16 protein-coding genes are annotated in these 12333 nt (G+C 62.5%); 15 read left to right on the forward strand and 1 reads right to left on the reverse strand.

All coding sequences use genetic code 11. The annotated features are described in order from the left end of the window. Positions 1 to 12 precede the first annotated feature (12 nt). From flgM to C8C89_RS20355, 3 genes are read left to right on the forward strand one after another with little or no spacing between them, the layout of a single operon-like run. Positions 13 to 303 carry a flagellar biosynthesis anti-sigma factor FlgM gene (gene flgM / locus C8C89_RS20345; RefSeq protein ID WP_133992188.1) on the forward strand — a complete coding sequence of 97 codons (291 nt, stop codon included), beginning with the start codon at positions 13 to 15 and terminating at the stop codon, positions 301 to 303. Then, positions 300 to 740, forward strand: a complete 441-nt coding sequence (gene flgN / locus C8C89_RS20350; RefSeq protein WP_101480815.1) for a flagellar export chaperone FlgN — start codon at positions 300 to 302, stop codon at positions 738 to 740. Before flgM ends, flgN begins: the two co-directional genes overlap by 4 nt. Then, positions 727 to 1479, forward strand: a complete 753-nt coding sequence (locus tag C8C89_RS20355; RefSeq protein WP_101480814.1) for a glucosaminidase domain-containing protein — start codon at positions 727 to 729, stop codon at positions 1477 to 1479. The genes flgN and C8C89_RS20355 overlap by 14 nt, the downstream gene beginning before the upstream one ends. 6 nt (positions 1480 to 1485) lie before the next feature. Here the strand turns inward: C8C89_RS20355 and flgA are convergent, their stop codons facing one another. Beyond that, positions 1486 to 2133, reverse strand: coding sequence for a flagellar basal body P-ring formation chaperone FlgA (gene flgA / locus C8C89_RS20360; RefSeq protein WP_133992190.1), 648 nt, complete (start codon positions 2131 to 2133; stop codon positions 1486 to 1488). A 254-nt stretch (positions 2134 to 2387) separates the two neighbouring features. Between flgA and flgB the strand changes: the two genes are divergently transcribed. From flgB to C8C89_RS20420, 12 genes are all read left to right on the forward strand, one after another. Next, positions 2388 to 2750, forward strand: a complete 363-nt coding sequence (gene flgB, locus C8C89_RS20365) for a flagellar basal body rod protein FlgB (protein ID WP_034758109.1) — start codon at positions 2388 to 2390, stop codon at positions 2748 to 2750. An 8-nt stretch (positions 2751 to 2758) separates the two neighbouring features. Then, positions 2759 to 3175 (forward strand): flagellar basal body rod protein FlgC, encoded by a 417-nt coding sequence (flgC, locus tag C8C89_RS20370; RefSeq protein WP_034757795.1) that lies wholly within the window; start codon positions 2759 to 2761, stop codon positions 3173 to 3175. Positions 3176 to 3178: 3 nt separating this feature from the next. Continuing rightward, positions 3179 to 3832, forward strand: a complete 654-nt coding sequence (locus tag C8C89_RS20375) for a flagellar hook capping FlgD N-terminal domain-containing protein (RefSeq protein WP_101480812.1) — start codon at positions 3179 to 3181, stop codon at positions 3830 to 3832. 58 nt (positions 3833 to 3890) lie between these two features. Continuing rightward, a complete protein-coding gene (locus tag C8C89_RS20380; protein ID WP_133992192.1) occupies positions 3891 to 5069 on the forward strand; it encodes a flagellar hook-basal body complex protein in 1179 nt (392 codons plus the stop codon). Positions 5070 to 5095: 26 nt separating this feature from the next. Continuing rightward, positions 5096 to 5824 (forward strand): flagellar basal body rod protein FlgF, encoded by a 729-nt coding sequence (locus C8C89_RS20385; protein WP_133992194.1) that lies wholly within the window; start codon positions 5096 to 5098, stop codon positions 5822 to 5824. Between the two features lie 32 nt (positions 5825 to 5856). Continuing rightward, positions 5857 to 6645: a flagellar basal-body rod protein FlgG gene (flgG, locus tag C8C89_RS20390; protein ID WP_180338421.1), complete on the forward strand. Its 789-nt coding sequence runs from the start codon at positions 5857 to 5859 to the stop codon at positions 6643 to 6645. 11 nt (positions 6646 to 6656) lie between these two features. Beyond that, complete coding sequence (gene flgH, locus C8C89_RS20395) at positions 6657 to 7319, forward strand: flagellar basal body L-ring protein FlgH (RefSeq protein WP_166674808.1); 663 nt, start codon at positions 6657 to 6659, stop codon at positions 7317 to 7319. Positions 7320 to 7328: 9 nt separating this feature from the next. Then, positions 7329 to 8441: a flagellar basal body P-ring protein FlgI gene (locus C8C89_RS20400; protein ID WP_101480807.1), complete on the forward strand. Its 1113-nt coding sequence runs from the start codon at positions 7329 to 7331 to the stop codon at positions 8439 to 8441. Beyond that, positions 8441 to 8833, forward strand: a complete 393-nt coding sequence (locus C8C89_RS20405) for a rod-binding protein (protein ID WP_101480806.1) — start codon at positions 8441 to 8443, stop codon at positions 8831 to 8833. Before C8C89_RS20400 ends, C8C89_RS20405 begins: the two co-directional genes overlap by 1 nt. Before the next feature lie 81 nt (positions 8834 to 8914). Beyond that, positions 8915 to 10276, forward strand: coding sequence for a flagellar hook-associated protein FlgK (gene flgK, locus C8C89_RS20410; RefSeq protein WP_133992196.1), 1362 nt, complete (start codon positions 8915 to 8917; stop codon positions 10274 to 10276). A 10-nt stretch (positions 10277 to 10286) separates the two neighbouring features. After that, the gene (gene flgL, locus C8C89_RS20415; RefSeq protein ID WP_133992198.1) at positions 10287 to 11198 is read left to right on the forward strand and encodes a flagellar hook-associated protein FlgL; all 912 of its coding nucleotides are present in this window, start codon (positions 10287 to 10289) and stop codon (positions 11196 to 11198) included. Between the two features lie 5 nt (positions 11199 to 11203). Further along, positions 11204 to 12247 (forward strand): hypothetical protein, encoded by a 1044-nt coding sequence (locus C8C89_RS20420; protein WP_243858151.1) that lies wholly within the window; start codon positions 11204 to 11206, stop codon positions 12245 to 12247. Positions 12248 to 12333 lie beyond the last annotated feature (86 nt).

Consider the following 12333-nt stretch of genomic DNA (forward strand, 5'->3'; position numbering starts at 1 on the left):
AAGGGACAACGTATGAAAATCTCCTCCGGCAATACCGGCGCTGCCGTACGCAGCAGCGCCATCGCACCCGCCGAGGCGATCGCCGAGAACGCGGGCGCCGCAGGCGTCATGCACGGCTCGTCGGCCGGAGCGGAATTGCAGTCGGCCGTGCTGCAACCAGCCATGGCCGCCCTGCGCGCCATGCCCGAGATCGACCACGAGCGCGTGGCAATGCTGCGCGATGCACTGGCCAAGGGCGAATTGCCATTCGATCCAGCAAAACTGGCAGGCTTGATCCAGCGTTTCCACGGTGGTGAGTCATGACCGCATCGCGCAAGGGCATCACGCGTCAGGAAGCCGTGCACCGCGTGCTGCAAGGCATGACGGACGACAGCGTCGGCTACGCCGCCCTGAAAACCTTGCTGGAAGAACAATTCCAGGCCACCTTGCACCACCAGAGCACCAGACTGACGGCGCTGGCCGACCAGGTCATCGCCGCGGTCGATCCCCTCGATGCACGCCGCCGTCAGCGCGTCAGCCTGGTCACTGCCCTGCTGGGCCCGCAAGGCGATATGCCGCAATTGTTTGCGTTGTTGCAAGAAGACGCGCGCAGCAAGGCGGAGGCCGACTGGGCAGCGCTGGAGCAGATGGTGCTGGAATGCAAGCGCCTGAATGCCCGCAACAGTGATTTATTAACAGAGCAGTACAGCATCATGCGGCGTGTGCTGCATGGCGAGGAAGATACCTATGCGCCAGGCTGATTTCCCCACCACCCGCGCCACGGCGGCGACGCCGTCGACGTTGGCCACCTCCGCCGTGCAGAGCAATATGCGCGCTACCCCTGCCACGGTGGCCGCTGGCAGTTTTGGCAGCGTTTTCCAGCAGGTACAGGGCGAAGTGGCCCGCTTCATCGAACAGGGTGGCGGCAACGCCACTAGCCTGAGCCCGCAAGGCCGCGCCTACCTGGAGCAGAGCCAGCCCGTGAATGTACTGGGCAGTATCAACCAGGGTGGCGAGATCGGAGAAGTGCAGCAGCAGTTCCTCGCCTCGATCAAGCCGTGGACGCAAGAAACGGGCGCGCGCCTGGGCGTGGCGCCGGAAATTGTCGCCGCCCACGCCGCGCTGGAATCGGGCTGGGGCCAGCGTCCGCTGCGCCAGGGCACGGGGGCAGACACGAATAATCTGTTCGGCATCAAGGCCGGCGGCAAATGGCAGGGCGATGTGGCCAGCAATGTCACCACCGAGTACGAAGCGGGCAGCGGCACGGCGCTGAAGAAAACCGAGCGCTTCCGCAGCTATCCGGACCAGGCCAGCGCCTTCCGCGACTATGCACAGGTGTTGCTCGACAATCCACGCTACCGCGCCGCCCTGAACACGGGTACCGACGCGGGCGCCTTCGCGCAAGGTCTGGCGCGCGGCGGCTATGCCACCGACCCCAACTACGCCGCCAAGCTCACGCAGCTGGCGACCCGCTTGCAGCGCACGGCCGCCGCAGACTGACCTTCCTTAACGGCCGCTAATGTCGGCCGGTTCCACCACGCCCGCATCGACCACCCTGGCACGTATCACCGTGCCGCTGGTGGTGTTGCGCACGCGGATCACCTCCCCCAGCGCGCCGGGATCCAGCGCTTCGCCGGCCATGCTCACTTCCACCTGCTCCTTGCGTGCCACGATATTGACCGCACTGCCCCGCTTGATCAACATGGGCGCTGCCAGCTGTCCCTGGCGCAGCACTTCGCCGGCACGCAAGCTGCGCCGGCTCGACAGGCCGACGGCGCCCGGCAGGGAGGAAATACTGTCCGGCACCATCGTCACGTCGCGTCGCGCCATCGTCACGTCGCCCGCCTGCAACGGCGTATTGGCCGTGACGGGCGCGCTGGTGACGGCGACCTGAGCCGTGATGCTGCCGCGCGCCAGCATTTCGTAACGCCAACCGTTGCTTCCAGGACACACTGCCACAAAGCGCATGCGCTGCGCCGAACGGCTGTCCGCCGTTTCCAGGGTAACAGGCGCCGCGCAAGCAGGCACGGGGCGCGTGCTTTTCACCACGGCCACCTGGAACTGCGGTTCCAGCAACCCCGCCTTGCCTGCCTGCTGCGCCAATTGCTCTCGCGCCAACTGTTCCACACGCGAAAATATATTGTCGGCTGGCAATTCTGCGCGACCTGCACTACTATATAGGCTGGTCAGTAAAAATAGGCCAGGAAGCAGTATATGAGGGAGTGGCACCTTGTTTCGGATCATCGTAATGCTGTTGAAATGAATCATTGCTAACCTTAATCAAAGATACTGAAGCGGCATGACCTTACCATGCGTCAACATGACCAGGCGGGGATTTTACCTCTGCACCACCTATTTTCTAGCCCGAACCGCAAAAAGCACGATCGAATTCAATACAAAGGATGACCATGGGGATTAATTTCAAGGATGCGCTGGGCGTGCACGCTGATGCACTCGCGCTGCGTGCCGACCGTACCCGCGTGCTGGCGGCCAATATTGCCAATGAAAATACGCCCGGCTTCCAGGCCATGGACATGGATTTCGGCAGCGCCCTGCAGCAGTTGCAGGACAACGAGGCCGGCCTGCTGTCGACCGATGACGATGCCAGTGCCCTGTACCGCGTACCCTACCACCCCAGCCGCGACGGCAATACCGTCGAAATCGGCGTCGAGCAGGCGGCGTTCTCGCAGAATGCCACCGACTTCCAGACCAGCCTTACTTTCGTCAACATGAAACTGAAGGGTCTGTCCAAGGCCATTTCCGGACAATAAGGATCAGCATGAGCTTCCAGGATATTTCCAAGATCGCCGGTTCGGCGATGGCGGCGCAGACCGTGCGCCTCAATACCATCGCCAGCAACCTGGCCAATGCCGATTCCGTTGCCGGTTCCGAAGGCGAAACCTATCGCGCGCGCAAGCCCGTGTTTGCAGCCGTGATGGATGGCCCCGGCGCCAGCGGCGCCGGTGGAAGAGTACAAGTGCTCGACGTGGTGCAAAGCGATGAGCCGCTGCGCAAGGTGTATGAACCGGGCCACCCGATGGCCAATGCCGATGGCATGGTGTTCTACCCCAACGTCAATCAGGTGGCAGAGATGACCGACATGATGTCGGCGTCGCGCGCGTTTGAAACAAATGTCGAAGTTCTGGGCCGCATCAAGTCGATGCAGCAATCGCTCCTCAAATTAGGTGAAGCATAATCCATGGAAACCAATCTCTTTACAAACAACACCAGCGGCAGCGGCAGCAACAACAATGCCGTCAAGTCGCAAGGCAATGCCACCCAGGATATGTTCACCAAGTTGCTGGTCGCGCAGATCAAAAACCAGGATCCCCTCGCGCCGACCGACCCGAGCCAGTTCGTCAATCAATTGACGCAGCAGGCGCAAACAGAAGCGATGCAGAATCTGTCGGCGCTGACCAGCGCCAATGCCAGCGTGCTGCAATCGATGCAGGTGCTGGCATTGGGCGCGCAAGTGGGCTCAGAAGTCATGGTCAACAGCGAAACGGTCCAGCTCGACAAGAGCAAGGTCAGCGGCACCATCGCGCTGGCCGCCAGCACCACCAAGACCACCGTGACCCTGAAAGGGCTGGACGACAAGGAATACAAGATCGAACTGGGCGCCAAATCGCCCGGCACGGTGCCGTTTACCATCGATCCTGTGGCCTTGGGCTTGCCTGCCGGTACCTACAGCATGAAGGTCAGCACCAGCGGCACCGAAAAACCATCGGTCGATATTGCAGGCAAACTCAACAGCGTGCGCCTGTCGTCTGGTGGCAGCATGATATTGAGCGTGTCGAACCTGGGCGAAGTCAACCCTGGCGCGATCACCGGCTTCAACGGCAAGACGGCCTGATCCGCTCGCCCCTTCGTTTCCTGCACACTAATCTCGTCCTTCACTAAAGGAAGTCAACATGAGTTTCGACATCGCCCTGTCCGGTATCCAGTCCATCAACCAACAGTTGAACAGCACCAGTAACAATATCGCCAATGCCGGCACCTACGGCTTCAAGAGCAGCCGCGCCAACTTTTCGGCCATGTACGCCGGTTCGCGCGCAACGGGCACGGAAATCGGCTCGATCACGCAAAGCATGTCGCTCAATGGCGGCGTGCTGAACACGGGCCGCGCGCTCGACGCCGCCATCGATGGCCGCGGCTACTTCGTCGCGCGCGATGCGCAAAACACCATGAGCTACAGCCGCGTTGGCATCTTTTCGGCCAGCAATGACGGCAAGCTGATCGACTCGAACGGCCGCCTGGTACAGGGCTATGCCTCCGTCAAGGGCAGCACCACCCTGGGCACCATGGGCGACATGAACATTCCGACGGGCCAGATTCCTGCAGAAGCGTCGACCAAGCTGGCGTATGCCGCCAACATGTCGTCCGAGTGGCCTATCAAGACCCCGCCTTTCGACAAGACCAATGAACTGAGCTACAACAGCGCCAAGTCCTCGATCGTCTACGATTCGCTGGGTGCCAAGCACTCGCTGGGCCAGTACTTCGTCAAGACGGCAACGGGCGTGACCGTGCACTACACCCTCGACAACGCCGATCTGGCACCGGTGACAAACATGACCTTCGACACGTCCGGCAAGCTGCAGACCGGCACGGCGGTCACGCTGGCGCTGGGCACGCCGCCCGGCGCCGCGGCGCTGTCGATCGCCATCGACTACACGGGCACGACCCAGTTCGCGGGCGAAGCCACCACCTCGACCGACCGCGCCGACGGCTATGCCTCGGGCACCTACACGGGCGTGGAACTGGCCAATGACGGCTCCGTTGTGGCGAAATACACGAACGGCCAGAAGCAAAGCATCGGCGTGATCGCCCTGGCCACCTTCCCAGACGAAGGCGCGCTGACGGCCGTCAACGATACCAGCTGGGTCGCCTCGACCACGTCCGGCACCGCCATCTATGACCGTCCGGGCGTCGGCATGGCCGGCAAACTGGTGACGAGCTCGCTGGAACAGTCGAACGTCGACATCACCTCCGAACTGGTGGGCCTGATGACGTCGCAGCGCAATTACCAGGCGAATTCGAAGGTCATCTCGACCGAGAACGCCATGCTGCAATCGCTGATGCAAGCGTTGTAATCCACGATACGCGAAGGTAAAGAGCAATGGATGCGCTGATTTATACCGCCATGAGCGGGGCCGACCGTGCCCTGCGGGCACAGCAGGTACACGCCAACAACCTGGCCAACATCGAGACGGGCGGCTTTCGCGCCAATCTGGAAGTGTCCACTGCCCAGCCGCTACAAAACGGCTATGGCTACGACGACCGCCACATGACGCAGACGCAGTCGAGCGCCGTCGGCACGCGCACGGGCGCCATCAAGGAAACGGGACGCGAACTCGACGTGGCCGTCACGGGCAACGGTTTTCTCGCGGTACAGTGGCAAAACGGCGAAGCCTACACGCGCGCCGGCGCCATGGACCTCGATGAAACGGGCGCGCTGACCATCAACGGCCGCCCTGTGCTGGGCGAAGGTGGCCCGATCACGATTCCCGAGCACACCAGCCTGTCGATCGGCGGTGATGGCACGATCTCCATCCAGGTGCCGGGCACTGCGCAAATGCAGACTGTCGACAAACTCAAGCTGGTCAACGCCGAAGCGGGCGAACTGACCAAGAACGAGGCGGGCCTGATCGTCGCGCGCAGCGGCGAAGACTTGCAGGCTGACCCGACGGTGCGCCTGCGCGACCGCCATCTGGAAGGCAGCAACGTCTCGGCCGTCGAGGAAATGGTCGCCACCATGAGCCTGAACCGCAGTTTCGAGATGCAAATGAAAGTATTCAAGGCCAGCGATTCCATGACCGAATCCGGTAACCGCCTGCTGGGCGCTTAAGCCCAACGCCAAACTATTACTAGGAGCAACACATGAATCCAGCAATGTGGATCAGCAAGACCGGCGTGCAGGCACAAGATGCCAAACTGCAAGCCATCGCAAATAACCTGGCCAACGTCAACACCGTCGGTTTCAAGCGCGACCGCGTCGTGTTCGAAGACCTGTTTTACCAGGTCGAACAGCAACCGGGCACGCAGCGCGCCGACAACACACTCTCGCCATCGGGCGTACAGCTGGGTAACGGCACGCACATGGTGGGCACGCAAAAAGTGTTTACCACCGGCAGCCTGCAAACGACGAGCCGCGAATTCGACGTCGCCATCACCGGCAACGGCTTTTTGCAAGTGTTGCGCCCGAACGGCGAAGCAGCCTACACGCGCGCCGGCCAACTGGGCATCAATGAAAACGGCGTGATGGTCAACGCCCAGGGCTTGCCGCTGGTGCCGCAGATCACCGTGCCAAACAATGCCACGGCGATCACCATCGGCGAAAATGGCATGGTCACGGCCACCGTGCCGGGCAATGTCAACGGCACCCAGCTGGGCCAGCTGAACCTGACCAGCTTTATCAACCCGACGGGCCTGCTGGCACTGGGCGAAAACCTGTTCCAGGAAACGGCATCGAGCGGCACGCCGACCGAAGGCCGTCCCGGTGAAGGCGCCCTGGGCAAGCTGAAGCAGTTTGCGCTGGAAGGCTCGAACGTGCAGGTGGTCGAAGAGATGGTCGACATGATCGCTGCCCAGCGCACCTATGAAATGAACACCAAGGTGCTGTCGGCCGCCGACAATATGCTGCAATACCTGGCGCAAGCGGCACGCTGATGACAGGCGCCATGAAAGCCACGGCGGCCGCGCTGCTGGTGTTGATGGCCGGTTGTGCCAGCCAGCCCGCCGCGCCGGTGGCGCCCAGCTTTTCCGATACGCCGCTGCCCGTGGCGCCGCGCAGCGCTGCGCGCGGCGGCGTGGGAGGCGGCGTGTTCAATCCTGACGCGGGCCTGGACCTGATCTCGGACAGCCGCGCCTTCCGCGTGGGTGACGTCGTCACCGTGGCCCTGCAGGAAACCACGCAGGCCAGCAAGAAGGCCGGTACCTCCTTCAACAAGGGCTCGTCCGTCGGCGTGAAAGCGGCCAACATCCTCGGCAAGACTTTCCCCAAGACGGGCATAGACCTCTCTGCCGAACGCGACTTCGCCGGCGACTCGACCAGCACGCAGCAAAATGCGCTGTCCGGCGCCATCACCGTGATCGTGCAGGAAGTGTTGCCGAACGGCTTGCTGCGCGTGCAAGGCGAGAAGACGCTGACCCTGAACCAGGGCGAAGAATTCGTGCGCCTGCGCGGCTACCTGCGCGCAGCCGACATCGATTCCAACAACCAGGTATCGTCCTTGCGCATCGCCAATGCGCAAATCGCCTATTCCGGCCAGGGCACCCTGGCCGAAGCCAATACACCAGGCTGGCTGACGCGCTTCTTCGTCGGCCCATGGATGCCGTTTTAAGGTGAGCTCATGAAATTTCGTTCCGCCCTGCCCCTGGCAGCCATGCTGGCCGTGCTCTCCGGCCTGTCCCTGCCCGCCAGCGCCGCGCAAGTGCTGCGCAACCTGGTCAGCATCGAGGGCGTGCGCGACAACCCGCTGGTCGGCTATGGCCTCGTCGTGGGCCTGAACGGCAGCGGCGACACCACCCAGGTAAAATTTTCCAGCCAGTCCGTGGTCAACATGCTCAAGCAGTTCGGCGTGAAGATGCCGGACGGTGCCGAAGCGAAAAGCAAAAACGTCGCCACCGTCATGGTCAGCGCCGTGTTTCCACCAGGATACCGCCGTGGCCAGGCCATCGACGTCACCGTCTCGTCCCTGGGCGATGCGAAAAGCTTGCGTGGCGGCACCTTGCTGCTGACGCAATTGCGCGCGGCCGACAATGAAACGTATGCGCTGGCGCAAGGCAACGTGGTCGTCGGCGGCTTGAACGCCACCGGCAAGAGCGGCTCGTCCGTCACCGTCAACACGCCCACCTCGGGCCGCATTCCCAACGGTGCCAACATCGAACGCGAGATTCTCAGCGACTTTTCCACCAGGCCTTCCGTCACCCTGAACTTGCGCCACCCGCATTTCGAGACGGCCATCAATATCGTCGAAGCCGTGAACCGCCGCTTCGGTGCCGTCGCCACCACGCGCGACGCCACCAGCGTGGACGTGCTGGCGCCGGAAAACCCGACCCAGCGCGTGGCTTTCATGGCCAAGCTGGAAGCCTTGAGCGTCGATGTGGGTGTCGACACCCCGAAAGTGGTCTTCAATTCGCGCACCGGCACCGTAGTCATCGCCGAAGGCTTGCGCGTGAAGGCGGCTGCCGTCACGCACGGCTCGCTCAAGGTCGTCATTTCCGAAAGCTCGGCAGTGAGCCAGCCGGCGCCGTTCGGCCGCGGCCAGACCACTGTCACACCGCAATCAAAAGTGTCCGTCGACCAGGGCAACGGCAATATGTTCAAATGGCCGGCCGGCGCCAAACTGCAGTCTATCATCGATGTGGTCAACAGCCTGGGCGCCTCGCCCGATGACATCATGGCAATTTTGCAAGCCCTCGACCAGGCTGGCGCCATCGAAGGCGAACTGGTGGTAATCTGATGCTTAATATCAATGACAGCAGCAGCGCCCTGCCTTCGGCGCTCGACGACCGCTCTCCTGCCGCGGCCACGCCGGCCGATCCCCGCTACGCGGCCAAGGCCACCGAGGCGGCCGTCAAGTTCGAAGCCTTCTTTATCTCGCACATGCTGCGCCAGATGCGTTCGGGCACGCGCGAGATGGCTGGCGAGGACAGCGTCTTCAAGGACCCCATCAACAGCGACATGCTGGAAATGGCCGACAACCTGGTGGCCGACAAGATGGCCGGCCAGCGCGCCTTCGGCATCGCCGACGCCATCCTACGCCAGCTGCTGCCGGCGGCCGGCGCCCCCGTGGCTGCCAAAAGCCCTGTCAAGACCGACAATATTGCGGCGCCGCTTAATAAATCTGTCTGAAGCGTCGCCTGTACAAGGTAACAACGATTCAATGCCTGCCCACCCGCACGCGCCACACTCTTCACGAAAGAAACTTGCCCAATGAGCATCATCAGCAATGCATTGTCAGGCAGCATCGCCGCCCAGGCCGCACTCAATGCGGCCAGCCAGAACATCGCCAACCTGCAAACGGCGGGCTACACGCGCCAGGGCGTGCTGCTGTCATCGCTGGGCGCCACCGCCGGCGTGCGCTCGGCCGGCAATGGCGTGGAAGTGTCCGCCCTGCTGCGCTTTGCCGATGCGTATAAAAGCCAGCAAATGTGGCGCGCCGCGTCCGACCAGGGTGCCCGTTCGCAGACCCAGCCTTACCTGACCCAGCTCGAGCGCGTGATGGGCGACGATGCCTCCAGCATCAGCAACGGCATCGACGGCTTTTTCGCCGCCCTCAACGCGGCGGCCGTTGACCCGACCTCGACGCCACTGCGCCAGCAGATCATCACCTCCGCCGACGCCATGGCGCAGCGCTTCAACAGCATCAGCACCGTCATGGCCAACCAGTTGCTGTCGGTGCAGCAGCAACGCGCAGCGATCGTGCCACAAGCCAATACCACCCTGGCCAATATCGCCGCGCTGAACCAGCGCATCAGCACCTCCACGGCCTCGGGCACGAACGTGTCATCGCTGATGGATGCGCGCGACCAGCTGATCGACGGCCTGGCCTCGCAAATGGGCATCGACGTCCTCGACCAGCCGGACGGCTCGCGCAATATTTCGCTGAAGTCGGGCCAGCCGCTGGTCATCGGCAGCCTGGCCGGCACCTTGACCAGCGGCATGACGAACACGGGCCAGCAAACCCTGAGCCTCGATTTCGCCAAGTCCTCGTACAACCTCGATCTGTCAGCCATCGGCGGCCAGATGGGCGGCCTGGGCGAGTTCGAGCAAAACACCCTGAGACCGCTGCAACAGTCGCTGCAAGACATGGCCACCCAGTTGACCAGCCAGGTCAATGCGCAGCTGGCCCTGGGCAAGACCATGGCTGGCGCCGCCGGCGGCCCCCTGCTGGCCTACGCGAACGGCAAGCTGAGCATTACCCCCGGCTTCAACGCCAAGGACCTGGCCCTGTCGCTGACAGGTGCGGCAGGCGACAGCGGCAACTTGCAAAAATTGATCGATATCAAGAATCAATCGATCAATGTCAGCTGGGTGGGTTCCGTCCTGATGAGCGATGCGGATACGCAACTGGTCGGCAAGCTGGCTATCTACAGCCAGCAGAACCAGGCCCTGCTGAAGACGTCTAACACGGTGCGCGCGCAAGCCATCGACGACTGGAAGTCCACCAGCGGCGTGAACAAGGACGAGGAAGCGATGAATCTGGTCGAATTCCAGAATATGTACCAGGCAAACATGAAAGTCATTTCCGTGGCGAACACCTTGTTTGATGCCACTTTGCAAATGATGGGTTAAGGAGAAGACTATGCGTGTCGCCAGCAGCCAATACCAATCGCTGATTAATATATCGCTTCAGCAAAATCAGGAACGCATCAATTACCTGACCCAGCAAATGTCTTCGGGCTTGCGCATCCAGCTGCCATCGGACGATCCAATCGGCAACGTGCGCATTTCGCGCCTGACGCGCGAGCAAGCCATGGTCACGCAATACCAGGACAATATCGCCACGGTGAAAGTGCGCCTGCTGAAGAACGAAAACTACCTGTCGAGCATGGTCACCGACATGGGCCAGGCGCGCGACCTGCTGGTGTGGGCTGCCGACGGCGGCAATGCGCCGGACGACCTGAATGCGATGACGCAGTCGCTGATCGCCATGCGCGACAGCGTACTGTACACGGCCAATCTGAAGGACCAGGAAGGCCGCTACATGTTTTCCGGCACCGCTACCGACCAACCCGCCATCAAATACGATCCGGCAGCAACTGTAGGTTCGCGCTACGCCTACATCGGCAATACCGACACGCAGACCGTGGTGGTGGGCAATGGCGTCACACAGGCGGCCAACGTAGACGTGAAGAACCTGGAAGTATGGCTGAACAAGATCGACCAGGCCATCACCACCCTCGGTACGAAGGGCGTCAGCCCCAACGATCCGGCCGTGCGCAGCGTGGTGGTCGCCGCGCTCGATGGCACCGATGACGGCATGGATTTACTCTCTGGCAAGATCGCCATCTTCGGCGGCGCGCAAAACATCCTCACCACGCTCTCCGGCAACCTGGCCAATGTGTCGCTGTCGAACAATTCGGCCCTGCTGGACCTGAAAAAGACCGACATGGGTGCGGCAGCCATTGAACTGACCGGCTACCAGACGGCCCTGCAGGCAACCTATAAAGCCTACGCCAAGGTTGGCACTATTTCCCTGTTTGATCTTCTCTGACCATCATGCAAATCGTTCAGACCTCCTCCTCTTCCGGCGTCAATGCCAAAGGCGCCGGCACAGCCCGCGTCGTCGATGACGCGTCCGCTGCCATCAACGGCAGCGCCAGCGCGCGCAGCGAGGCGCCGGCGGCAAGGAGGTCGGCGGCGGGCCTGCAGCGCGGCCTGAGCAACTGGGATCACCAGTTGCAGGGGGAAATTTCTAACGCACAACAAACCCTGGACTACCTGGAACGCAGCAGCAGCCAGTTGCAGTCGCTGAAAAGTGAACTGGCGGCCAAGCTGGCAGCGCGCCTGGGCCGCGAAGGGCAAGTCGAGGCAAGAGTACGCCAGTTCAGCAATACCTGGCGCCAGCGCGCCAGCGCCTCGGGCGGCACGCTGGACGCACAGCTCAGCTATACCAGCCCGCAGGCATCACAGCAGAACTTCAGCATCCGTGGCCTGACCATGGCCAGTCTGCAGGAAGGCCCGCAGGAAGTGCTGGCGTTTTCCGTCGGCGGCGCGAACCAGGCCTTGCGCTCTGTGAATATCGAACCTGGCCTGAGCGAGAATGAAATCGTTTCCCGCTTCGACCGTGCACTCATGCCGTCCGGCATCGGCGTCAAACTGGGCGAGAATGGCGAACTGGTGTTCAGCACGTCGGAAGCGGCCTGGGCCAACGTGCGCGACAGCCTGTCGGTGCGCGGCAGCGGCATCCGCTACCCGACCGGCCAGATGAGCCGCGTGCGCACGGACGCGGAACCGGCCGCCATTACCCCGGAAGAATGGCATACCGGCGACATGGAAGCCCTGCGCGCCACCCTGCAGCAAGTGGTGCAGGCGCTGGCGCGGTTGCAGGCGGCGCGCAGTTCCGTCAGCCTGGCCCTGGCGCAGGCCACGGGACGTGTGGCACGGGCGCAACCGGTGCAAGTGAGCGTCAGCATGGATACGCTGGCCGAAAACTTCACGCAAAAGGCCAGCCAGCCTGGCTATGAGTCGCTGCTGGCGATCAGTTCGGCACTGGTCGGCATCAGCCGCGAGCGCGTCGTCGCCCTGCTGGGCCTGGAGTAAGTTCGCCCCCCCCGCGTGCGCTATCTTGGCGCACGCAGCAATAAACGGGGCATGCCCCCTAGCCCAGGATGGTGGAAATCCGTAAG

It is taken from the genome of Janthinobacterium sp. 75 (genome assembly GCF_004365495.1).
GTDB lineage: Bacteria > Pseudomonadota > Gammaproteobacteria > Burkholderiales > Burkholderiaceae_D > Janthinobacterium.